General features: G+C 60.0%; 20 protein-coding genes. 7 read left to right on the forward strand and 13 right to left on the reverse strand.

The window, feature by feature from the left end; all coding sequences use genetic code 11:
• Positions 1–381 precede the first annotated feature (381 nt).
• The gene (locus OKC43_RS19935; RefSeq protein WP_236272223.1) at positions 382–1,428 is read right to left on the reverse strand and encodes an NAD(P)H-dependent flavin oxidoreductase; all 1,047 of its coding nucleotides are present in this window, start codon (positions 1,426–1,428) and stop codon (positions 382–384) included.
• Between the two features lie 131 nt (positions 1,429–1,559).
• Entirely contained in the window at positions 1,560–2,201 is a 642-nt protein-coding gene (locus OKC43_RS19940; protein WP_103252389.1) for a ribonuclease T2 family protein, read from the reverse strand.
• Positions 2,202–2,404: 203 nt separating this feature from the next.
• Here OKC43_RS19940 and OKC43_RS19945 point away from each other — a divergent pair, with 203 nt between their 5' ends.
• Entirely contained in the window at positions 2,405–2,965 is a 561-nt protein-coding gene (locus OKC43_RS19945) for a gamma carbonic anhydrase family protein (protein ID WP_005343397.1), read from the forward strand.
• Positions 2,966–3,034: 69 nt separating this feature from the next.
• Here the strand turns inward: OKC43_RS19945 and OKC43_RS19950 are convergent, their stop codons facing one another.
• Complete coding sequence (locus OKC43_RS19950; protein ID WP_236272224.1) at positions 3,035–6,073, reverse strand: cytochrome c peroxidase; 3,039 nt, start codon at positions 6,071–6,073, stop codon at positions 3,035–3,037.
• A gap of 191 nt (positions 6,074–6,264) precedes the next feature.
• Entirely contained in the window at positions 6,265–7,173 is a 909-nt protein-coding gene (locus OKC43_RS19955; protein WP_236272225.1) for an SAM hydrolase/SAM-dependent halogenase family protein, read from the reverse strand.
• 198 nt (positions 7,174–7,371) lie between these two features.
• Here OKC43_RS19955 and OKC43_RS19960 point away from each other — a divergent pair, with 198 nt between their 5' ends.
• From OKC43_RS19960 to OKC43_RS19970, 3 genes are all read left to right on the forward strand, one after another.
• Complete coding sequence (locus tag OKC43_RS19960) at positions 7,372–7,836, forward strand: hypothetical protein (RefSeq protein WP_047438433.1); 465 nt, start codon at positions 7,372–7,374, stop codon at positions 7,834–7,836.
• A 126-nt stretch (positions 7,837–7,962) separates the two neighbouring features.
• On the forward strand, positions 7,963–9,462 hold the full coding sequence (locus OKC43_RS19965) for a GGDEF domain-containing protein (RefSeq protein ID WP_236272226.1): 1,500 nt from the start codon (positions 7,963–7,965) through the stop codon (positions 9,460–9,462).
• Positions 9,463–9,560: 98 nt separating this feature from the next.
• The gene (locus tag OKC43_RS19970; RefSeq protein ID WP_270804090.1) at positions 9,561–10,811 is read left to right on the forward strand and encodes a DEAD/DEAH box helicase; all 1,251 of its coding nucleotides are present in this window, start codon (positions 9,561–9,563) and stop codon (positions 10,809–10,811) included.
• Positions 10,812–10,890: 79 nt separating this feature from the next.
• Here the strand turns inward: OKC43_RS19970 and OKC43_RS19975 are convergent, their stop codons facing one another.
• Together OKC43_RS19975 and cphA are read right to left on the reverse strand one after the other, a co-directional pair.
• Positions 10,891–12,162 (reverse strand): hypothetical protein, encoded by a 1,272-nt coding sequence (locus OKC43_RS19975; RefSeq protein WP_236272228.1) that lies wholly within the window; start codon positions 12,160–12,162, stop codon positions 10,891–10,893.
• Between the two features lie 215 nt (positions 12,163–12,377).
• Complete coding sequence (gene cphA / locus OKC43_RS19980; protein WP_181269177.1) at positions 12,378–13,142, reverse strand: CphA family subclass B2 metallo-beta-lactamase; 765 nt, start codon at positions 13,140–13,142, stop codon at positions 12,378–12,380.
• A gap of 546 nt (positions 13,143–13,688) precedes the next feature.
• On the opposite strand from cphA, the gene OKC43_RS19985 reads away from it, so the two are divergent.
• Positions 13,689–14,192, forward strand: a complete 504-nt coding sequence (locus OKC43_RS19985; RefSeq protein WP_005354488.1) for a hypothetical protein — start codon at positions 13,689–13,691, stop codon at positions 14,190–14,192.
• A gap of 167 nt (positions 14,193–14,359) precedes the next feature.
• Here the strand turns inward: OKC43_RS19985 and OKC43_RS19990 are convergent, their stop codons facing one another.
• Together OKC43_RS19990 and aguA are read right to left on the reverse strand one after the other, a co-directional pair.
• Positions 14,360–16,072 (reverse strand): amidase, encoded by a 1,713-nt coding sequence (locus OKC43_RS19990; protein ID WP_236272229.1) that lies wholly within the window; start codon positions 16,070–16,072, stop codon positions 14,360–14,362.
• Between the two features lie 126 nt (positions 16,073–16,198).
• Positions 16,199–17,296: an agmatine deiminase gene (gene aguA / locus OKC43_RS19995; protein ID WP_088868542.1), complete on the reverse strand. Its 1,098-nt coding sequence runs from the start codon at positions 17,294–17,296 to the stop codon at positions 16,199–16,201.
• 155 nt (positions 17,297–17,451) lie between these two features.
• Here aguA and OKC43_RS20000 point away from each other — a divergent pair, with 155 nt between their 5' ends.
• Positions 17,452–18,405, forward strand: coding sequence for a LysR family transcriptional regulator (locus OKC43_RS20000; protein WP_033115874.1), 954 nt, complete (start codon positions 17,452–17,454; stop codon positions 18,403–18,405).
• A gap of 58 nt (positions 18,406–18,463) precedes the next feature.
• Here OKC43_RS20000 and OKC43_RS20005 read toward each other — a convergent pair whose 3' ends face one another.
• The gene (locus tag OKC43_RS20005) at positions 18,464–19,030 is read right to left on the reverse strand and encodes a TetR/AcrR family transcriptional regulator (RefSeq protein ID WP_216949235.1); all 567 of its coding nucleotides are present in this window, start codon (positions 19,028–19,030) and stop codon (positions 18,464–18,466) included.
• A gap of 199 nt (positions 19,031–19,229) precedes the next feature.
• Between OKC43_RS20005 and OKC43_RS20010 the strand changes: the two genes are divergently transcribed.
• Positions 19,230–20,267: an alkene reductase gene (locus tag OKC43_RS20010; RefSeq protein ID WP_181269180.1), complete on the forward strand. Its 1,038-nt coding sequence runs from the start codon at positions 19,230–19,232 to the stop codon at positions 20,265–20,267.
• Positions 20,268–20,381: 114 nt separating this feature from the next.
• Here OKC43_RS20010 and rpoS read toward each other — a convergent pair whose 3' ends face one another.
• The 4 genes from rpoS to OKC43_RS20030 are packed head-to-tail and all read right to left on the reverse strand — an operon-like array spanning position 20,382 to position 23,686.
• Complete coding sequence (gene rpoS / locus OKC43_RS20015) at positions 20,382–21,365, reverse strand: RNA polymerase sigma factor RpoS (protein WP_005362773.1); 984 nt, start codon at positions 21,363–21,365, stop codon at positions 20,382–20,384.
• A gap of 45 nt (positions 21,366–21,410) precedes the next feature.
• Entirely contained in the window at positions 21,411–22,481 is a 1,071-nt protein-coding gene (locus OKC43_RS20020) for a LysM peptidoglycan-binding domain-containing protein (RefSeq protein WP_042081491.1), read from the reverse strand.
• A gap of 9 nt (positions 22,482–22,490) precedes the next feature.
• Positions 22,491–23,072 carry a YqaA family protein gene (locus OKC43_RS20025; RefSeq protein WP_021229508.1) on the reverse strand — a complete coding sequence of 194 codons (582 nt, stop codon included), beginning with the start codon at positions 23,070–23,072 and terminating at the stop codon, positions 22,491–22,493.
• Complete coding sequence (locus OKC43_RS20030) at positions 23,069–23,686, reverse strand: protein-L-isoaspartate(D-aspartate) O-methyltransferase (protein ID WP_005335507.1); 618 nt, start codon at positions 23,684–23,686, stop codon at positions 23,069–23,071. Before OKC43_RS20030 ends, OKC43_RS20025 begins: the two co-directional genes overlap by 4 nt.
• Positions 23,687–23,692 lie beyond the last annotated feature (6 nt).

The raw sequence follows: 23,692 nt of genomic DNA on the forward strand, positions 1-23,692 counted from the left end.
TGTGTTGCTGCGGGAGTGGAATTCTACTCAACCGCCTTCTCGAGTCAAGCCTTATTTTCAAGGGCTTTTCGAGGTTACCGACAAGGTTGTTTGCGTTACCGCTTGCCCTGTCGATGGAGGCGCATTATAGGGAACAGATTCTTTCTGGCAACCCCTTATCGGCAATAAAATTGCAAAAAACAGCACTTTTTTAGTTATTCATATCAACTCACAGCCTTTATACAGGCTTATCCACAGCCCAGGGTGAAGTGAGGACGTTTTACACCGGATAAATGCCTTACAAGGGTACTGGCCTGGCACTCATCCACCATTGCCGCACCGTCGCGTCCGACGCACTGCACCAACGGCCGCTTCTATATAAAGAGGCGTATATAGCAGTGCTTATCCCAATCCAGCCTCTTTGACCCAGCACGCTATCAGCTCGCCAGCGGGAAGATCCCGGCAGCCCGATACATTCTGGCCAGCCCAGAGCGGAGAGAAGCCACTGTCCCCCGCCTTCTCGGCGGCGACGCGCAGCGGTGCCAGTGCGCCACTGGCATAGGGGAAGTGAGGGGCAAGATCCGAGAGCGGGCCCAGCTCTTTCATAAGACGGTTGACGATCCCCCGCGCCGGACGGCCACTGAACAGATTGGTCAGTGCCGTCTGCTGGCCCTCTGGTGAATGGATGGCGGCGCGATGCAACGCCGAGGTGGTCGCTTCATGGCAACAGAGAAAGGCGGTCCCCATCTGCACGGCGCTCGCCCCCATTGCCAACGCGTTGGCGATCCCCTTGCCATCGACGATACCGCCAGCGGCAATCACCGGCAGATCGGTCACCGCGAGGATTTGTGCCAGCAGGGTCAAGGTGCTCTGCTGCAAGGCGAGATCATCGGAGAGGAAATGACCGCGATGACCGCCTGCCTCCAATCCCTGAGCGATGATGGCATCGGCGCCGTGTTGAGCGAGCCATACAGCCTCCGCCACCGTGGTGGCGCTGGCCAAGACCTTGGCCCCCGCAGCCTTCACTTGAGCAAGCAGCTCGGGAGCGGGCAGGCCGAAGTGGAAGCTGACCACCGCCGGTCTGAACTCAGCCACCATGGCGGCATGATCCTCATTGAAAGGTGCACGGCTTGGCGCCGTCGTAACGGTTGGGGGAAGTGTGCCGAACTCGGCGTAGTAGGGAGCAAGCCGCTGCTGCCAGCGGGCTAGTGCAACGGGATCAGGTTCCCGTTGCTGATGGCAGAAGAAGTTGATGTTAAATGGTCCAAGGCCACTTTGGGCAAGTCGCTCCAGCTCGCTGCGCAGCTCCGCTGATGTGAGCATAGCGGCAGGCAAGGAGCCCAAGCCGCCCGCACGGGTCACGGCCAGCGCCAGCTCGCTACCCTGCACACCGGCCATCGGCGCCTGAATAATGGGATAACGCATTCCCAGCTCGGCAAACAGGCTCATCCGTTCACCCCGAGCAGCATTGCCCGCTCTTGCGGGCCAAACCGGTTGTTGCCATCCATCTGTCAGACTCCTTTCCGATAGCTATGGTTACACATCAGGCCCGCAAGGGGCCCGATGAAGAGAGTGGAGGCTTAACGCACGCTGCGCAGCAGGAAGTCCGGCTGACCGCAGGAGCGGCGCTCGCGCTTTTGCATCTCGGCGGAGCAGGTGACCGCATCTGTCCCCTCTTTATTGACGCAGATATAGACCTCCCGCAGGAAGCGGCCACCATCGGCGCAAGCCACCGTGATGTTGTCGGGGACCAGCCACTCGTTGGCGCTCGCCAGATCGGCCTTGAGCTGGAAGCTGGTTTTGCGCAGCGGCTCTTCCGGGGATTGATAAGCCGCCGGGATCTTCACCTTCTGGCGCAAATCACTCGCCAGCTTATGGAAGGCCTGCTGGCTCAGGCCGGAGCAGGTGCCGTGCTTCTCCCACTCATGGCGATAGAGGAAACGGCTGGGGTAGAGGTCAGCAAACTCGCTCTCCATATCGGGATTGAGCCGTTCGCGGGTGCAGTTGCTGGGGTAACCGCGATCGTACTGAGGCCAGAGACCGTGCAGCACAAAGCCCAGCTTGCGGGAACACTGGTCCCGATCCGCCGGTTTGACGGCACAATGCTCGGGCGACCAGGAGAGCGCCATGGCGTAATAGTCAAACGCCCCCGCCTCCCCTTTGGCCTGCACGGCCGAGGAGAGCAATAAACCACCCGCCAACAGGGCAATCATCTTCTTCATCTTTATATGTCCATCTAACGCGACTCGGGATAACAGCCATGCTCCCATATTCTGGCGACCGGAAACAGCCATGCTGAGACGCCGCGCGACAAGGGTCAGACCAGTCAGGGGTTTCACCAGAGGGCGAGCAGGGGTAAGCTGACCGACCGGTAGGCTCCTCGTCCACCACTAGATAATCCCTCTTGGCAACCACAGGATGTAACATGATCCGCAAGAATCCCTCCGGCCATCTGCCTGTCATCGACGAATCCGCCTATATCGACAAGACCGCCATCATCTGCGGCAAGGTGATCATCAAAGAGAATGTTTTTGTCGGCCCCTATGCAGTGATCCGCGCCGACGAAGTGGATGCCAACGGCGAGATGGAACCCATCGTCATCGGCGCCAACTCCAATATTCAGGATGGCGTGGTGATCCACTCCAAATCCGGCGCCGCCGTCACTATCGGCGAGTACACCTCCATCGCCCACCGCTCCATCGTCCACGGGCCGTGCGAAGTGGGAAACCGGGTCTTTATCGGCTTCAACAGCGTGCTGTTCAACTGCCATATCGGTGACGGTGCCGTGGTGCGTCACAACTCGGTGATCGATGGCTGCGATCTGCCGCCGGAGTTCTACGTCCCCTCCACCACCCGCATCAACCAGCAGAGCGATCTGACCCATATCCCGCGGGTTTCGGTAGATGCCGCCGAGTTCTCCGAGGATGTGGCCCATACCAATATCGATCTGGTCAAAGGGTACAAGGCGCTCTCCAACGAGTTCTAATCCCTCTGTATTCCCAGAGAACAAAACGGGCGCCTCGGCGCCCGTTTTTCATCTGACGATCTATGAAGGCTAGATGGCCCTGACGCAGGTGGCGGCATGAGCCTCGTCCGCCAGATCCCACAGCGGGTCGCCGGTGCTCAGGTCGAACAGCGGCAGCTCACCATCGTCATTGGCAGTCGCATCGCTGCTCCAGTAGCGGTTGTAGAGCGGCCAACCCTGCTGCTGGAGCAACTGATCCGTCGCGCCATCCTTGTTGTAGGCGGCAAACAGCACCTCCAGCTCGGCCCGGGTCGGCAGACGCCAGTCATCGTGGCCGCGCGCCACCAGCTGCTGGCAGTAATTCCGCGCCCGCGCCTGACCCATGGTCACATACTCCAGCGGGAAGGGATTGTAGTCGCCATCGCTATCACTGCTCACTCCGTCATAGGAGATGGACAGACGCTCCGCCTCGTCCCTGGTCAACTGGCAGACAAAGGCCAGCTTGCCCGCCACCAGCTCGGGTTGACGGCAGCCCCGGGCAAAATCGGGCTGGGCATCGACCACCTGCACCGTCATGGTCAACGTGTGACGAGCCGTGGTCGCCACCAGTCGTGCCGTACCGACCGCCACACCGCGCACCTCGCCCTGCGGGCTCACGGTAGCGAACTCCGGCTGTTCGCTGCGCCAATCAACAGGCGCATCGAGCGGACCGAGAGAGCCATCGCTCAGTTGCCACTGCAGTTGCAGAGGAAGCGTCCGCCCCACTTCCAGCTGAGGCTGGGCAGGCAGCACGGCCAAGCCGGTGATCACCGCTCCCACCGGAGCCGGGTCATCCACCTCACTCACCCCCAGCTCGGCAACAGTGGCCGGGGTGCGGCGCGGCTCGGCCGAGGCACTGCGCAAAAACTCGCCGATGGCATCGAGCTCATCATTGCTGAGGCCAAGGGCATGCAGGTGATCGGAGGCTTTGGGGAAGAAGGGATCATATTGATCCGCACCGGTCGGGAAGCCGACCCCGCTGCTCCACTTGGTCACGCCAAAGTTGTACATGGCCACCACCCCCTGCACCGAGCCGCCGATACGCTGGGCCAGGATCGGGAAGATGCCGTTGTGCATATAGGGGCCGGTAAAGGCGACGTCCCGCAAGCTGGGGGTCTTGAAGCGACCGATATCTGCTTTGTTGCGGGTCTGCAGGAAGCGCCCGCGATCTTCCAGTTTGCCACGACCGTAATAGGTGAGCCCCACACTCTCGAACCCGTGCTGACTCAACAGCGGGCCGGAGTGGCAGTTCATGCAGCGGCCATCGGTGCGGTAGAGGTGCATCCCCCACAGCGCCTTGTCACTGAGTGCCTGACTATCCCCTTTGACGAAGCGCTCAAAATCGCTGTCTCGGCTGATGATAGTGCGCTCGAAGGTGGCGATCGCCTTGGCGATCCGCTCCAGCGTGATCCCCTGATCGCCAAACGCGGTGGCAAAAGCAGCCTGATAGTCGGGGCTGGCCTGCAAACGGGCCAGCAGCTCGTCATGACTCAGCGCCATTTCGATGGGGTTCTGGATCGGGTGAAGCGACTGCTCCTCCAGCGTGGCGACCCGCCCGTCCCAGAACTGGGTCGAGCTGAAGGCACTGTTGAGGATGGAAGGAGCGTTGCGATTGCCCTTCTGGCCCAGATGACCGACCGATACGCTCAGGCCGTCGCTCCACCCCTTTTGCGGATCGTGGCAACTGGCACAGCTGATATCCCGCCCCTTGGAGAGCTGCTTGTCGAAAAATAACTGCTGACCCAGCACCACCTTGGCCCGGCTATAGGGGTTGTCGGCCGGGAAAGGAACCGCCGGCAACGGCCCCAGCTCCTGCCACTCCACCCCTTCATCCACCCGGGCGGCAGGCCATTGGGCCGATGAACCGCTATATTGGGCGCGCAGGGCCGCCATGTCCGGCTTGCTGCTGTCGCGCACCACGGAGGGACGCACCGGATAGGGTGCCAGCGCATACCAGAGCAGACCCCCCTCCCCCTCATCCAGCCAGATTCGGGTCGCCAGTTGATAGAGATGGGGTTGACCCGCACCATCCTGCAGCCAGATCTGGGCGGGCAGGCCAACAGCAAAGGTATTGGGATAGCGCCATGCCGACTTGTCACTACTCAGCAATCTCTCGAACTCGGTGAGGGTCGGCAGGCGCCAGTCGCTGCGGCCGCAAGCGGTCAGCCCCGCAGCCAGTTGTGGCTGGCTGGCAACCGCCAACGCACTGGTGTCACTGCCATACAGCCAGTACTGGCTACCCTTGACCCCGCTGACCGTGCGCACATCGTGCAGGCACTGCCAGGGGCCACGCACCACCAGCAGCCCCTGCTCATCGAGATGCAGCAGATCTGCCGTCTCCGGCTCGTCCGGCTGACTTGGATTGGCGGGATAGAGCTGGGTACGGGCGGACTGGATCTGGGCACTGTTACTGCGCTGATACCAGCTGCGCGCCTGCTTGTCATCGCGCAGGGCCAACAGCATCTGCCAGCTGTCGGCATAGTCGAGCACGGCGCCCGGCTGGCGCTGGGCCAGCAGGAAGGCTGCATAATCCTGAAGAGCCGCCTGTTGTTGCACGCGGATCTCCTCTGCTCTACCCCACTCGGCCTGACTGAGGGAGCCATCTCCGCTCTGATCCGCCAGCAGGAAGAGCGCCGTCTCCTCCTCGTTCAATCCCAGCCGCGGCACGCTGTTGCGGCGCGCCAGAGTGATCCCGGCCGAGAGATCCGCCACCCGCACCGATACCGCTCGCAGCAGATAGCCCTCGTCGCTGCCAAGCAGCTCCAGCGGCTGATCCAGTTGCAGACCTTCAGGCAAGGTGATGCGGGCAAGCTGGCCCGGTTCGATGGCCTGTTGCACGCGGATCCCGGTGGCGACCTGTCTCACCTCAAGCTGTGCTCCCGCCCCCAGTCGATCAGCCACATTGACCTCAATGGTCAGAGGAACCCGGGTATGAGTTTCCGGCGGTACTATTGGCGGAGTGATGGGCGGTTCGGTCGGCTTGACGACCGGCGGGGTCACCTCGGGTGAGGGGGCCACAGACGTATTGCTGTGATTATCATTGCATGCGGTCAGAGCCAGCAGGCTGAGCAGTAAGAGGCTGGTTTTCATTCGGTATGGTTGGGTGGTCAGACAAGTGCGCGATTATCCAACCAAATACCAATCATTATCAATTGCATTCAATTAATATGCTTTTTGACAACAACTCCTTATCCGCAACGCCTTACCACCCAATGAGAGAGGGCTGCCTCTTTGGCTGCCCTCTCTTGCTTCAAACCCGCTTGTCGAAAGCCCGACAATCTTCAGGAGCACTTCTTCAGGCTGATATGCCAGTTGGCACCGGATTGCACCTGATGCTTGGCGGCGAAGCTGTCCATGTTCAGCGCCACCGACACCTGCAGCAGGCTGTTGAGGTAGACCAGCGGCTGACCTTCCGGCACATCGCCGAAGCTGCTGACGTACGGCGCCTTGCCGTCATATTTGACCACATCCCCTTCGCGGATCTTGATGCAGGCTGTATCCCCTTTGTTGATCCCCGCCTTGGTCAGCAGGGCATCGTCGATATTGGTCCAGACGTTGCCGTACTGCACATCGAGGATCGGGATGGTGCCCTTGAGGGTGCCATCCTTCTCTGCTACCGCAGGCTGATAGGGGATCTTCACCACTTCGGCGGGCAGCAGCGGGCCGACCTGCTCGTAGCTGATGGCGCCGGAGGCGAGCCGTGCGCCGGTATAGGCGTACACATCGCGGCCATGGAAGGTGTAGGACTTCTCGGAGCCCTTGAGGCGGTTGAGCTTCTCATCGATCTGGCGTACCGCCTCGATGCCGAAGTGTTCGGCCACCAGGGTCAGGGTGCCGTTGTCCGGGGTCACGATGTATTGGCCGCTCTTGGTCTTGAGGACCACTGACTTGCGCTCGGTGCCGACACCGGGATCAACCACGCTGACAAACACGGTGCCCTTGGGCCAATACTGCAGGGTCTGGTAGAGGCGGTAGGAGGCTTCCCAAATGTTGTAAGCCGGGATCTCGTGGGTCAGGTCATAGAGCGGCAGGGTGCGATCCACCCCGAAGGCAACCCCCTTCATGGCCGACACGGCGCCATCTTTGAGGCCGAAATCGGTCTGGATCACCAGCGCTTCGTTGGCGGCGGCGATGCCGCTTGCCAGCATGAGGGCGAGCACGATGGCGCGGGGAGCGGTGCGAATATCCATATCTGAACTCCTGAATCATCTGAGGATAACGAAACGGCAACAGCCATTTAGACATCCAGACTGCCACCAATGGATTTTTTTGCAAGGGGTTTGCAACAAAGTGAGGGACGACTCGCAGAAATTGTGCTCGCCAAACGGCGACAGCGGGGGTATCAAAGGCAGAATTGGAAAACGTTTACAATACAGGAGCTCAGCACCATGACACAACCCGTACCGGAGATGATGACCCTGCTGCTGGAGATTGGTGAACAGAGCAGCCAGCTCTGGCTGAGCCAGCCAGATGCGGCCCCGTCACACTACCTGCTGGCCTTTGGCACCCACGCCATCCAGCCCGGACCGTTTCGCAATGCGCCACCCACCCCGCTCGAACTGGAGCGGGCCATCATGGTGGTGGAAGATGAGCTGATGCGCATCGCCCCGCAGATCCCGCCCGGCTTGCAGCTGACCCTGCGCAGCCAGCCGTCGCTGGCCGAAGTGCTGGGGGACAACCAGCTCGACCGGGATCTGGTGGAGCAAGCCTTTGGCCAGCTGGCCGCCATGGCGGAAGGGGATCCCCTCGCCGCCAGCTTGCTGCCCCGCGACGAGCACTTTGCGGCCGTGCTGCTGATCGTCAGGGAGTGGCTGCACCATCTGGCCAGCGAGAGCGTGCTGATTGTGGAGTAGGGATAAATAAGTGGTGAGGGCTTCAGCTTCTGGCAAGGTTTGTCGGTGGATCCTGTCGGGATTTCCTTCGCGTATACTTTGCCCGTATGGCGCCCGCGCCCCTATCGGTACTGCACCCAGACACCTATGACCTTATTTTCAGGTAACCTCCCAGCCTTGCGCTGGCCATCGGCGTGTGCTCGCCAGTTCATCGTCAAAGTGGCCGGATTAGCCCTGCTCGCCCTGACCGGGCTGGGCATTGTCTTCTACTACACCTATCTCACTATCCAGCACGACATGGATCTCATCACCGCCAGACAGAAGAACGTGTTCGAGGTCTTCTACCAGCGAGCCAAGATCCTCAAGGTGGAGAACATCACCAGCTATCTGGCACAACACCATCTGCTCGATCAGCCACCGCCCCCGAATAGCGTCGGCAGCGACTATCTCTACGGGTATGACCTCAAAAGCAAATACCGCTTTGCCGATATTCCGCTGCAATACCCGGCAGCCAATATCCTCAACACCTTCCGCTATGCCCTCTCTTATTCGGAGGTGATCAATATCTACACCATCTGGAATGACTACCGGCTGATCGGCATGGTGGCCGACAACAATGTGCTGCCCGCCAGACTGGCGCCGATCAAGGTGGATCTGATGACACTGCCCGCCTGGTATCACTACTTCGGTTGCGCCAGCTTTACCCCCGGCCGCCCCTTGTGCAGCGCCGATGAGGCCTTTGTCTCCGATATCGAGATCGACAGCTTCAGCATGCGCAACACCATAGTGATGTACTTCCCCTTCATTCATCAGTCGGGGCGCGGCGGTTACAAATACGGGTTGCTCGGTATCGACATCGCCGTCGATGAAGCATTTAACGATGTGCTGCGACCCTTCGACACCATCAACCCGACCCGCACCAACATATCGTTTGAAGCCGCCGAGCCCTGCCGCCCGAGGCATCTCTGCCTGAGCAAACCCTTTATGCGCACCAAGGCGGGGGATGATCTCTATCTGAAGTGGTCCTACAGCTGGTTCGATTTCGTCAAGCTGGCCCTGCAAAGTGCGGCCTTCAAGGTCTATCTCATCGTTCTGTTGCTGGGCATGGTGGCCTGGAAGCAGATCTACCTGCGGCTGCGCACCCTGGCGCACACCGACCACCTGACCCGGCTGCCACGCAGAGATGTGCTCTGCCAGAGTCTGCTCCATGAGCACGACTATCTGATGATCCTCGATATCGACAACTTCAAGTCGATCAACGACACCTATGGCCATAGCGTCGGTGATCTGGCACTGGTCGCCTTTGCCCGCCACCTCAGAAGCAATATCCGCAAGGTAGACAGCGCCATCCGTTGGGGCGGCGAGGAGTTTATCGTGCTGTTCAAGGGGATGGAGGATGACGAGATGATGATCCACTCCGCTGGTCGCCTGCTGGATCGCCCATTGGGGATCCCCGAGCTGCCCACCCCCATCACCTTCTCCGCCGGGGTGATCCGCATTCGCGACTACCTCACAGTCACCGAGGCGGTGCATCTGGCCGATGAGCTGCTCTACCACGTCAAACAGCACGGCAAGCACAACATCGCCTGCTACGAGGGCAAAAAGATCCGGCTGATCCGCCCATTACCGGACGACGCAGAGGCATAGCCGCCTTCTGCCGCGCCCCCTGCTTCTGTTACCATCGCGGCCACGATCACTCACTGCATCGTGGCCGCAGGCCGCGATAACCCCGACTGGTGCCCTCTATGTCCACAGCCTCCTTTGCCGAACTGGCCCTCTCCCCCCGCTTGCAGCAGACCCTGACCGAGCTCGGCTATGCCGCACCGACCCCCATTCAGGCTCGCGCCATCCCCGTCATTCTGGCAGGGCGGGATCTGATGGCGGGGGCCCAGACCGGCACCGGCAAGACCGCCGCCTTTGTGCTGCCGCTGCTGGAGCAGTTGCTGGCGCAGCCGCAAATGGCGTCCCAACGCCCGCTCCGCGCGCTGGTGCTGGTGCCGACCCGCGAGCTGGCGGTGCAGGTCGCCGAGAGCGTGGCGCGCTACGGCCAGGGGACAGGTCTCACCAGCACGCAAGTCTACGGCGGAGTGAGTATCGCGGCGCAGGTAGAGGCGCTTCAAGCCGGGGTGGATATCCTGATCGCCACCCCGGGCCGTCTGCTCGACCATTTGCGACAGGGGGCGTTGAGTCTGGCCGCGCTGCGCCATCTGGTGTTTGACGAGGCGGATCGCATGCTCGACATGGGCTTTATGGACGAGATCAAGGCGCTGCTCAAACAGATCCCGGCGGATCGCCAGACACTGCTCTTCTCCGCCACCTGCGACGACAACCTGTTTGCCCTCTGCAAGGTGCTGCTGCGCGACCCGGAGCTGATTGAAGTGGCGCCGCGCAACACCACGGCGGCCGAGGTGGAGCAGCGGGTTTATACGGTGGACAGCGATCGCAAGCTGGCGCTGGTCGAACATATGCTGAAAGTGAAAGGGTGGGCACCGGCGCTTATCTTCAGCCGCACCCGCCAAGGGGCTGACAAGCTGGCCCAGCAGCTTGGCAGGGCGGGCATCAATGCGCTGGCCTTCCACGGCGATCTGTCGCAGAGCGCGCGTGAAAAAGTGCTGCTGGAGTTTCGCGCTGGCACCCTGCAGGCGCTGGTTGTCACCGACGTGGCGGCCCGCGGCCTCGATATCAGCGATCTCAACTACTTGATTAACCTCGAGTTCCCGTTTGTGGCGGAGGATTACGTCCACCGTATCGGTCGCACCGGCCGCGCCGGCAACAAGGGGCTCGCCATTACCCTGTTCAGCCCGGAAGATGCACCGCTGCTGGAGAAGGTGGAAGCGGTGCTCGACACCCGCTTGCCCCAGCAGTGGTTTCCCGGTTTTGAGCCGGATCTCACCCGCTTCGAGCCCGAGCCGCGCCGCAACAGCAAGGCGGCCCAGAAGCAGCGCGCCAGAAAGCAGGCGCTCGCAGGCAACAAGGGTGGCAAGGGCAAGCGTTAAGCCTGCCCTGCGCCGCCAATAAAAAACGCCCGCACGGGCGTTTTTTGTTATCTGACAGAAGCCTGCGCTTGGCGACACCCTAACGGGTCGCCAGTACCAGTGGCAGGGATCGCAAGATCTGCCGCTCCGCCAGGGTCGAGAGAATAAACATCACCATATAGCCGAGGCCCAGCGCCACGATAATCGCCACCACGTTGGCGGTGAACTCGGCCACCAGATAGTAGGCGGCAACCAGCGCCACTATGCCCGCCAGCCGGATCAGCAGGCTCTGGGTAAAGTGGCCGTGAGCCTTGATATAGGCGAGCTGATAGCCGTTGAGCATCATAAAGATAAAGAAGATGGAGAAGTGGAACAGCACCGGCACCGCCCCCACGTAGTCGGCGGGGAAGAACAACAGCACCAGCGGCTTGCCCGCCAGCAACATCAAGCCAAAGAAGGCCAGACTGACGATGGCGGAGAGGCGGAAGATCCAGCGGCGGATCAACCTTATCTGGCGGTGATCGCCGTTGCGCAGATTGACCGCCAGCTCTGGCAGCACAAAGCGGTAGATGGGGAAGACAAACAAGGTGGTCATATAGGTAAAGATGGGGCGCACCACCACCTGAAAATCCCCCAGCTCGTCGATACTGAAGTGACGGATGGTGAGCAGCACAGTGATGTAAATCATCAGAATGCTGGCCCCCGCCTCCAGCGAGGCGGTAAAGCTCTTCTTCACATAGCTCACCATCTCGGGGCCGAGCGCTACCTTGGCCAGCGGCTTGGTGGCGATGGCCCGGCGGCGCGAAACATACATATAACCGGCGATGGCGAGTGACGAGAAGGTCAGCCCGTAGAAGAGCGAAGGGAGCGCATCCATCCCGAGCCCGAAGTAGCAGGCCATAAACAGCAGGCCGTTGGCCAGCGGCTCCAGCCAGGTGACCCGGTTGGAGAGCTGATACATCCGGTACATGGCCACCAAATTGGTGAAATAGACCTTGAGCCCCAGCCCGAAGATAACCCCCACCAGTTGCAGATACTCCACCCGGATATGGAGCCCGTGCTTGATATAGGGGATCACCGTCCCCCAGGTGAGCAGCACGATGCCGATGAGGAAGTAGCGAAAGATATTGATGATGTCCCGATCGTTTTTGGTCTGGGAGTAGCTCACCACCATGGAGGAGCGAAAACCTGTCATCAGGATAAAAGAGAGGGAGATCAAATCCACCACGCTGTTGAACAGCGCCAGCTCTCCCTTGGCGACCCACTGCGCCAGCCACACCTTGAAGGCGAAGCCGATAACGATGCTGACCAGCGAGGCCCACATCCCGGTGATAAAGGCCTGCTTGAGGCGCGCGAGAGAGGCGTATTGCATAACGAAAATGGATAACTTTCAGGGAAAAGAGAGAGGGCCATCTTATGAAAGCCTCCCTCCCTTGAACAGCGTTAATGCCACACACTCACAGCCACCAAAAAAGCCGCCAATGCAAAACACCCGCTTATTTCCTGAAAGCGGGCGTTTTGTGGTGTGCCGTTATGGCTGCTGATTGCAGCAATGGCAAGGCTTGCTGCCAGTCTGTCGCGCAGCCGTTATGACTGCGGCGCAGCCTTGATCAGCTCTTCATAGTGATCAATCAGCTCGGGGCCGTGCAGCGGCGAGTCGTGACCGCCGATCACCGTCTTGATCGGCAGCTTCATCGCCTTGAGTCGCTCAATGGTCTGCGGATAGGCCTTCACATTGGCAAAGCTCAGGTTGCCCAGCTTCTCCTTGAGGATGCAGTTGCCATAGAGCACCTGCTCGTCGGGGAAGTAGACAAAGATGCCGTCCGGCGTATGGGCCGGGCCCGCGTAGAAGGCGCGTACCTTGCCCTCTTGCAGGGTGAAGTCGCCATCGTGCACCACGTTGGGCAGCACCAGCGGCAGATCCGGATACTCCGGCAGCCCCTTGCGGGTAAAGGCGACAATCTCGGCCCAATCGCTCTTCATCAGATCCCGGGTCTGGCGCGTCGCCACCACCTTGGCGCCGATGGACTTCCAGTAGGCGTTACCGCCCGCCCGATCGGTGTGGTAGTTGGTGTTGATCACCTCCAGCACCGGCTTGCTGCTGACTCTTTTTATCAGCTTGTGCAGCTCGCGGGCGGTATCCGGCGTCCAGGTCGCCCCCACCACCGTCACCCCTTTGGCCCCGAAATAGACCATGGAGTTCTCTTTGACGTAGTAGTTATCCTCCACCACATAGACAGGGCCACTCACCTGCTTGAGCTCGATCCCCGCCGCCCGCACGCTGCCACCCCAGAAACTCGCCATCAGCACCACGGCTCCGGCCAATGTGCACTTCATCCAACCTTTCATCATCTTGCTCCCTCGAACCAACCGCCCCCTCGCCACCCCTGTGGCAAGCCGGGCCTTTTAAGCAGTGGGCAGAAGATACGGGGGATTTGTGAGGGGAAAATGAGGTTGTGTGAAGAGAAGGTGAAGTCTGGGGGAAGTCAGAAAAAATCAGGGGAAATCGGCGGCGAGCCACGACCAATATGGCGATTGACGGTGCAGGGAGTGGAGCGATGTAAATGGTCAAAACATGCAATCACTGCCTTGCTGTAGGGACGATTAGCGCAGCGTAATCGTCCGTTTACCGCGAACATGGTGATGGAAAAATGTTCAAGCAACCTTGGATGCCTGCGTCATCTCGGCAACCTCCCTTTCGCGATCGTCCGAATACGCTTCGCTATTCGAACCTACAGCCCTCTCAAAAATATGCTTCGCTAACCTAAGGCCGCATAGTCATATTGAAAAAAATGTCAAAACAAATACAATAATAATTATTTTAAAAAGCAAACCGCCTAAAAATATTATCCAACCCTACAGAACACTACTTTTAACTTATATAAAGCAAGAGCCAAAATGATTACAAAAGACAACCAAAGACTTGCAGAAATACATATTTCAGAAGCAAGAAAGCATGCATTGCAACTATTCGCATTTACAGGCTCGGTGTTTCCATCAGAATGGAGCTCATCTTGGAATGAAGTGATTACTAGCAGCTTGATTGAGTTTTCTTTTCATGCAAGAAAAGTAAATGAATTATGTGGTTTTAGAAAAGACAACTTCAATAATATTAACAATTTAATTGTACGTATTAGTAGTAATGACCCAGGCAATTGGGAAACTAATTATCATAATGCCTTGAACGCATTTATGCATATAAAGTCATATATCATTGGAAATGTTCAAGTGATGCACAGAATCATATTCCCTCGTTCATCGGCATGTTTGCAATCAACCTATGTAATAATATCAACAGATAGACATGCAGAAAAAACTATCAGCATTTGTGGTTTGGTTTTTTGCTTTTTAAATGAAGTAATCCCAAAAATAAAAGAAAAGCACCCAGAAATAAAATTCTAATCAAAAGAAACGTGTGACTTATCAATGAACAACATAGTCATTAGTAAGTTTATTAAGAAGTCGCAAAAATTATTGCATTGTAACCAATTGTGATACTGAAAATAAAAACCACCTACATAGCAGGTGGTTTTTATTTCGTCATCGTAGGGCTAGCACAGGAGTTTCTCCTAACTAATATCCCCCAACGGCGGCGTCCGTGGCGGCACCATACGCTTGCTGCCGGTGGACTCGAAGGCCGAGGCGAAGCGCAGCAGGTTGTTGTCGTCATAGGCGCGACCGGCGAAGGTCAGGCCCACTGGCATACCGATATCGGCCATCACCCCCATGGGGACGGTGACGGTCGGCACGCCGAGATGGCGAATGGCGAGGTTGCCGTTGGCAACCCAGATGCCGTTGCTCCAGGCGATATCGGCGGAGGCCGGATTCACATCCGCATCAGCCGGGGCGACGTCGGCGACGGTGGGGAACAGCACGGCGTCGAGTTTGAGCCCGTCCATCCAGTCTTCCAGGTCCAGCTTGCGGGTCTTTTCCAGACCACGCAGGCCGTCCGGCACTGTGGGGATCTCGTCAAAGCGCTTGAGGCCGCGCTTGGCCATATTGACGTACTCGTCCATGCCAGCCGCCAGATCTCCCTCGCGGTTCGGCAGGGTGCCGGGATCGTGGGGGAAGATCTTCGGCCCATCGACATCGGCCAGCTTGTTCAACTTGGGATCGCCGTTGGCGCGCAGGAAGTCGTCGAACGCCCAGCCGGAGAGCTCCCACAGCTCGTCGTTAAGGAACTCCGGGCTCACGATGCCGCGATTGAACACGGTCGGCGCGCCGGGTCGGTCCCCTTCGCAGTTGGAGACCAGCGGGAAGTCCACTTCGATGACTTCGGCGCCAGCGGCTTCCAGCGCCTTGCGCGCATCTTCCCACAGGGCAATCACGGAGTCGCGGGTATGGATGCGCTGACCGGTCGGGCCGCCGATGCCGGGGTTTTCGCTGGTGCCGGCCAGTTCATCCTTGTTGATAAACATGCGCGGCACGCCGAGGCGTTTGCCCTTGAGGGCTTCAGGCTTGGCAGCCAGATCCAGATAGGAAGCCGGACGCACTTCAGAGGCCTTGGGCAGCTGCACCCAGGGCTGCATGCGCCACAGATCGCCACGGGTATCGGCATCGTCAGCCACTACCACGTCGAGCACTTCCAGCAGGTCGTTCATGGTGCGGGCATAGGGCACCACCACATCCATGGTCGGAGTCAGCGGCCAGTTGCCGCGCACCGAGATGACGCCACGGGACGGGGTGTAGGCACACAGACCGTTGTTGGAGGCAGGTCCACGGCCGCTCGACCAGGTCTCTTCCGCCAGACCAAAGGCGGAGAAGCTGGCGGCGGTGGCGGTACCGGCACCGTTGGAAGAGCCGGAGGCAAACGGCGCGGTCAGGTAGTCGGCGTTGTAGGGGCTCTCGGCACGGCCATAGACGCCGCGCTGCATGCCGCCATTGGCCATCGGCGGCATATTGGTTTTGCCAAGGCAGATGGCACCGGCGGCGCGCAGCCGCTCAACGGTAAAGGCATCGCGCTGGGCCACCAGATCCTTGAAGGCCGGGCTGCCGGAGGCAGCGGTCAACCCCTTGACCAGATAGCTGTCTTTGGCGGTGTAGGGGATGCCGTCGAGCGGGCCCAGGGTCTCGCCACGAGCGCGGCGGGCATCGGAAGCCTCGGCCTCTTTCAGCGCATCGGGATTGGCTACCACCACGGCGTTGAGTTTGGTGGCAGTCTCGGGGCCGTTGTAGGCCTCGATCCGGGCCAGATAGGCCTTGACCAGTTCGACCGCAGTAGTGCGGCCTGATTCGAGCGCGGCACGCAGCTCGGCAATGGAAACCTCGGTCACTTCGATCATTTAGGATCTCCTGTAAAAGGGTGACTGTTTGTCATGATGATCGCCGCATCAGCGCCTGCGACCATCACACTATCAAGGGATAAAACCCCACTGAGTGGGGTTTTGAATACTCACCGGAACCGGTTCTTATTTGCCGGAGGGGATCTGCTGAGTAATGCAGTGAATATTGCCACCGCCCAGCAGGATCTCGCGAGCCGGCACGCCGACCACGGTGTGCTCCGGGAAGATCTCTTCCAGAATGCGCTGAGCTTCGCCATCGGTGGCGGCATCCAGCAGCGGGTAGACGATGCGATCGTTGGTGATAAGGAAGTTCACATAGGAACCGGCCAGACGGCCTTCTGCCTCGCGCGGCACACCGCTGCCGCTCTCGACGCCGGCAGACTCCTCTTCGGTGCAGTAGAGCGGGCCCGGCTGGGGCAGCTTCCAGATTTTGAGCTTGCGACCCTTGGCATCGACCGCCGCTTCCAGCACCTTGAGGGCGGCCACGGAGCGGGCGTACTGGGGATCGTTCTGGTCGTCAGTCCAGTGCAGGGCCACTTCACCCGGACGCACGAAGCAGCACATGTTGTCGATGTGGCCGTCGGTTTCATCCATGTAGACGCCTTCGTCCAGCCAGATAAAGCTGGTGACGCCCAGATAGTCGCGCAGGTGAGCTTCGATCTGCTCTTTGGTCAGGTGCGGGTTGCGGTTTTCGTTGAGCAGGCACTCGGCGGTGGTCAGGCAGGTGCCTTCGCCATCAACGTGGATGGAGCCCCCTTCCAGAATCAGCGGCGCGTCGTAACGAGCCATGCCGTGCTGAGCCAGCATCTGGGCTGCGACCTCTTCATCCTGATTCCACGGGTAGTAGAGACCGCCCTTGTGGCCGCCCCAGGCGTTGAAGCCCCAATCCACCCCACGGCACTCGCCGGCAGCGTTGGTGACGATGGTGGGGCCGGTATCGCGGGCCCAGCAGTCATCGCTGTCCATTTCGACCAGAGTGACGTGAGCGGGCATGATGGCGCGGGCCTGCTCCATAAACTGGGCCGGTACCCCCATAAAGACCGGGGTGGCACCGCCGATAGCATCGGCCACCTTGGCGAAGGTCTCTTGCGCGAAACGACCGGCTACGCGCCAGTTGTCCGGGCGAAACGGCCAGATCATCCAGACGGCCTGCTGGTGCGCCCACTCGGCGGGCATGGTGAAGCCGTCGGCGGCCGGCGTGGAGTTAATGGTCTTGATGCTCATCGCAAGGCTCCTTGCATGGATTGAGGCCCCCGTTTACGCCCGATGCGGCGCGGGAACCCGGAAAAATAACAGTGGGTCGCAGAGTAAGACGTTGCGCCCCCATCCATCAAATGAATAGGATGGATTGTCCCATAAACACGGCGAATAATCCCCCCATGAAACTGCACCAGCTCGACCTCAATCTGCTGCTCGCTTTTGACGCCCTGATGACGCAGGGCAGCGTCACCCGCGCCGCCGAGGCGCTTTTTATCAGCCAGCCCGCCATGAGCCACTCCCTTAACCGGCTGCGCACCTTTCTCGGCGACCCGCTTTTGGTGCGCACCCCGCAGGGGATGCTGCCAACCCCGCGCGCCCAGCGGCTGCATCTCGGGGTGCAGCAGGCGCTGCGGCTGCTGGAGCAGCAGCTCACCGAGGAAGAAGAGTTCGAGCCGAGCCAGTCGAAGCGGCGCTTCGTGCTCTGCACCACAGATTACGTGGAGTGCGTGCTGATCCCGCCGCTTATTCAGCGGCTCAGACGGCTGGCGCCTGGGGTCACCATCGAGATCCGCATCCTGCGCGACACTCTGCCAGAGGCGGAGCTGGCGAGCGGCGAGATCGATCTGGTGCTGGGGTTTGACGAGTACATGCAGGTGCCGGGGTATCTCGGCAAGGAGACCTGGCTCACCGAGCCGCTGGCCGGGCTGGTACGCGCCGATCTGCCGATTGCCAAATCGGCCCCCGCCGGGGCCGAGGATGATCCCTCCCAGTGGCAGGAGCGCATCACCCTGCAGCAGCTTATCGCCATGCCCCATGTGTTCCACTCGCCGCTGGGCACCTCGGAGGCGAGCCTCGACCGCTATCTAAAGAGCCAGGGCTTTAGCCGCACCATCTCGGTCAACAGCCAGAGCTATATGTCCGCCGCCGCCATCGTCAGCCAGAGCGATCACCTCTTGGTGCTGCCCAGCATGGTGGCCGAGCTGCTCGCCACCCACTGGCCGCTGAAAAGCCTGCCGCTGCCCGAAGACGTGCCCGACTACCACCTCAACTGCGTCTGGCATCCCGTACATGCGCAGCAACCGGCGCTGGTATGGCTGAAAGATTTGATGAAGGAGCTGGTGGGGCCGAGGTAACCCTCCCGCAAACAACAGTGGCTCCCAAGGGAGCCACTGTTGTTTCTGCGATATCGCGTTACGCCCGCAGGGCCCGCATCAGCTGGGCGACTACGTCGTCGAGCAGGGGGCGATCGGGGCGGCACTGAGCGAAAGTGACCAGCCCTTGCAGGTTGATCAGCAGCAGTGCGGTGAGGGTGTGGATATTGCTATCCGGGGCCAGTTCACCCTTGGCCTGCGCCTGTGTCAGCAACTCAGCCAGATCCTGCTCCAGCTCGCCATAGATCCCCTTGACCCGCAGGGTCAACTCCTCATCCTGCTCGCTCAGCTCCATCATGGTGCGGGTCACCAGACAGGAGCCGCAGAGCGCCTCCCCCACAATCCGGTCGAGATAGGCAGCAAGGCCCGCCAGCGGGCTCGGGTTGTCAAGCAGGGAGCGGCGCAGGGTGCGTTTGCCCTCGACATAGTGATCCACCGCCGCCAGCAGCAGGCCGCGCTTGTTGCCAAAGGCGCCGTAGATGCTGCCCGGATGGAGGCCGGTGGCGGCCACCAGCTCCTGCATGGTGGTCTTGGCATATCCCTTGGCGCGAAACGCTTCCATGGCATTTCGCAGTACCTCGTCCCGATCAAACTCGGCTATGCGCATGGTTCCTCCCGTGGGAAATGGTTCACCGGCAAGGGGCAACAGAGCCCGCCGATAAAGAGTGGCTGGAAAGGGCGGCAAGTTTACCCCAGCCGCCCGCTCGGGCCAACCATCTTGAACGCTCATTCAAAAAAAGCTTGCGCCCGACGCAAAAAACGTCTTGAATGCACGTTCAAGAATAACCCGTTCAGGACAACCTATCATGAATACCCTGTTTCAGCCGTATCGACTCAATGACACTCTGACCCTGGCCAACCGTTTCATGATGGCCCCGCTCACCCGCTGCATGGCAGGCCCAGGTCTGGTGCCGACCGAGCAGATGGCTGCCTATTACGGCCGCCGCGCCGACATCGGCCTGATTGTTTCCGAGGCCGTCATCATCCGCCCCGATGCGCAGGGCTACCCCAATACCCCGGGCCTCTTCACCCAGGCGCAGATCGATGGCTGGAAGAGAGTGACCAGCGCCGTACATGCCAAAGGCGGCAAGATCTTCGCCCAGCTGTGGCACGTCGGTCGCCTCTCCCACCCCTTCTTCCATCAGGCTGAAGTGTTGGCCCCCTCTGCCGTGGCGCACGAGGGCACGGTGCCCCGCATGCGCGAGCTGACCTATCAGGTGCCGCGCGCCCTGACCGAGGCCGAAATCGCCCAGCTGGTGCTGGATTACGCCCAAGCCGCAGCCAACGCCATCGAGGCGGGCTTTGACGGGGTGGAGATCCACGGTGCCAACGGCTACCTGATCGACCAGTTCCTGCACCACTCCACCAACCTGCGCACCGACAACTACGGCGGCAGCCCGGAAAAGATGAGCCGCTTCGCGCTGGAAGTGGTCGATGCCATCAGCGCCCGCATCGGCGGTGATCGGGTTGGTATTCGCCTCTCCCCGGGTGCCTATGTCCATCTGGCGGGCAGCCCGGAAGATCGCGCAGTGTTCGACTATCTGCTGGGCAAGCTCAACGACCGCCCGCTGGCCTATATCCACCTCGGCATCTTCGATGACAACCTCACCTTCGATTATCTGGGTGGCCGTGCCTCCGACTATCTGCGTGCCCACTACAAGGGCAATCTGGTCGGGGTGGGTAACTACGACGCCGAGCGCGCCGCTGCGGCCATCGAGGCCAACCGCTTCGATCTGGTAGCCATCGGCCGTCCGCTTATCGCCAACCCGGACTACCTCACCAAGGTGAAGAAGGGAGAAGCACTGGTGCCCTACGCCGATACCATGCTGGCTGAGCTGGTATAACCACGAAGCCATCGCCAGACAACAGGCAATAAAAAACGAGGGGAGCGATTGCTCCCCTCGTGCTATTTGGCTGATGCGCAGATCAGCTGGTGCGGGCTTAATTGGTGCGGATGCTTAATTGGTACGAAACAGCGCCTCGATGGAGAGCCCCTGGCTCAGCAGGATCTCCCGCAGACGACGCAGCCCCTCCACCTGGATCTGGCGCACCCGCTCGCGGGTCAGGCCAATCTCGGCCCCCACATCCTCGAGGGTGGCTGGCTCATAACCCAGCAGACCAAAACGACGCGCCAGCACTTCCCGCTGCTTGGGGTTGAGCTCCTCCAGCCAGTGGACAATGCTGCTGCGCATATCATCTTCCTGTGACTCCAGCTCAGGCCCCATGCCGCGCTCGTCGGAGAGCACATCCAGCAGCGCCTTGTCGCGATCGCCGCCTATGGGGGTGTCCACCGAGGTAATCTTCTCGTTGAGTTTGAGCATGCGGTTCACATCATCCACCGAACGATCCAGCGCGAAGGCGATATCCTCGGCGGTCGGTTCATGATCGAGACGGTGAGAGAGTTCGCGCGCGGTGCGCAGGTAAACGTTTAACTCTTTGACCACATGAATGGGCAGACGGATGGTGCGGGTCTGGTTCATGATGGCCCGCTCAATGGTCTGGCGGATCCACCAGGTGGCATAGGTAGAGAAACGGAAGCCGCGCTCGGGGTCGAACTTCTCGACCGCACGGATAAGACCGAGGTTGCCCTCTTCGATGAGATCCAGCAGCACCAGGCCGCGGTTGTTGTAACGACGGGCAATTTTCACCACCAGTCGCAGGTTGGACTCGATCATGCGCTTGCGGGCGGCTTTGTCACCGCGCAAGGCACGACGGGCGTAGTAGACTTCCTCTTCGGCAGTGAGCAGCGGGGAGAAACCTATCTCCCCCAGATAGAGTTGCGTGGCATCCATCACCTTGTTCAGCTCAGGTGCCAGCAACTCATCGGAGATAATATCTTCCGCCTCGGCGGCTACCTCCTGCAACTCTTCTACCTCGTGAGATTCGGGTTCAGCGTCAAACTCTAACTCTGCATCCTGCATTACCAGTTGTTCTTGGCTCATGGCGTGTCTCCCTGACGTTACCAGAGTAAGACGGTCTCTCTGGGGTTAACGCTTTGGCAAATAGCTCATCGGATTGATCGACTTGCCTCTGTACCGGATCTCGAAATGCAATCGCACATCCGGCGCGTCCGTGCTACCCATGTTGGCAATGACCGAGCCCCCCTTGACGCTGTCCCCTTCCTTCACCCGCAACTCGTCGTTGTGTGCGTAAGCGGAGAGATAGTCATCATCATGCTTGAGGATAATCAGCTTGCCGTACCCCCTTAAAGCACTGCCAGCGTATACCACTTTACCGCTGCTGGCGGCGTAGACGGGTTGCCCCTTCTGGCCGGCTATGTCGATCCCCTTGTTACCCTGTTCTGCAACAGAGAACCCCTCGACAATCCGGCCTTTTGCGGGCCAGTGCCAAGCAAGTCTCGACTGGGAGTTGTTTATTTTTTGTTCTTTGGACTGAGCGTATTCCTTCGGTGCTGCCGGAGCAACGGATTTCTGAGAGATGAACGGCGTGGTCTGACCAGATCCACTCGGCTCGGCCAACGGACGCGGACCGCTGCTCGGACGGCTCACGGCCACCGGCGTCACGGTTGCCGGACGAGTCGCAGCTACCATCTGGGTCGAACCGCCGCCTGCGGTCTGGACATTGAGCACCTGACCCGGTTGCAGCGCATAGGGGGCGCTCAGGTTGTTGCTCTGGGCCAGCGCCTGCGGCGTCATGCCGAACTGGCGGCCGATGCTGCTCAGGGTATCGCCGCGGCGCACCTCATATGTACCGGCACTGCGGCTGCTGCCAACACTGGCGCTGGAGCCATCGAGTCGCAGACGCTGCCCCGGATAGATGTTGTAGGGCGGGCTGATGTTGTTGAGGCTGGCCAACGAGGGTACGTCGTTGCCGGAGTTGAAGGCGATGGAGTAGAGGGTATCGCCCCGCTTCACCACATAGCTACCGCCCTGAATGGGGGCGCTGACCTGGGCACCGCTTTGGCGAGCCGGAATGGTCGAGACAAACTGCCCCTCATCAACACCATCTACCGGAGCTGCATTTTTACTGGAGGAGCAGGCAAGCAGCAGCCATGACAACACCACGACACTGCTTCCTTGCCAAATACGCGAACGCATAATGGATCCTTAACGACTAAACCAGAAATAGGCCACCACGGCCAGACCAATACAGAGCCAACCGAGCACATCTACGTAGTGCATCAGTTTGCGTTCCATCTTCTCGCCACCCCAGCGCATCAGGCCCGCAACCAGGAAAAAGCGCATGCCACGACCGATGAGGGAGGTGATGATGAAGGGCAGCAGAGCCATTTGTAACAACCCTGCCGTCACGGTAAACACCTTGTAGGGGATAGGGGTGAAGCTGGCAATGAAAATGACCCAGATCCCCCACTGCTCAAACCAGTTGCGAGCAATCTCGATCTTGTCCTGATAGCCCACAGACTCCACCAGTGGCAGCACGACCGGATCCCACAGGGCATAGCCAAGGGCATAGCCAAACAGGGCGCCCAGCACAGAGAAGAGGGTGGCCAGCGTGGCGTAGTGCCACGCCTTGTGGGGCTTGGCGAGCGCCATCGGTGCCAGCATCACGTCCACCGGGATCGGCCAGAATACCGACTCGATAAAAGCGGTGATGGAGAGATACCAGGGGGCATGCTTGTGGCGAGCCCACTGCATCACCAGTACGTACAAACGGGAAAACAACTTCACTCAACATCTCCGTCAATCAGGGGAACAAAACGTACCGGCTCCAGAATACGGCTGGTCAGCTGGGATCCGGATCGTTCGATCAGCTGCAGGGTCTGCTGGCTGTCACCCACGGGCAACACCAGTCGGCCCCCTTCGGCCAGCTGATCGGTGAGCGCCGTCGGGATCTCGCTCGCCGCGGCCGTCACCAGAATGGCGTCATAAGGCCCCTTGTTGGGCCACCCCAGCCAGCCGTTGCCGTGCTTGGCCGAGACATTGTGCAGATCGAGCTGGCGCAGTCGGCGTCTGGCCTGGAACTGCAGCGACTTGATCCGCTCCACGGTATACACATGCTCCACCAGATGGGCGAGGATCGCCGTCTGGTAGCCCGAGCCAGTGCCAATCTCCAGCACATGGGCCGGATTGTTTTGCATCAGCAACTCGGTCATTCGCGCCACCATATAGGGCTGCGAAATGGTCTGGCCGTGGCCAATGGGCAGGGCGGTGTTATCCCACGCCTTGTGCGCCATGGCCTCGTCCACAAACAGCTGGCGCGGCACTTTCGCGATGGTCGCCAGCACGCGAAAATCGCGAATATCCTGCGCAATGAGCTGATTTAACAGGCGCTGTACTATCACACCACC

It is taken from the genome of Aeromonas sp. Y289-2, from assembly GCF_027705925.1.
In the GTDB taxonomy this organism is placed as follows: domain Bacteria; phylum Pseudomonadota; class Gammaproteobacteria; order Enterobacterales; family Aeromonadaceae; genus Aeromonas; species Aeromonas veronii.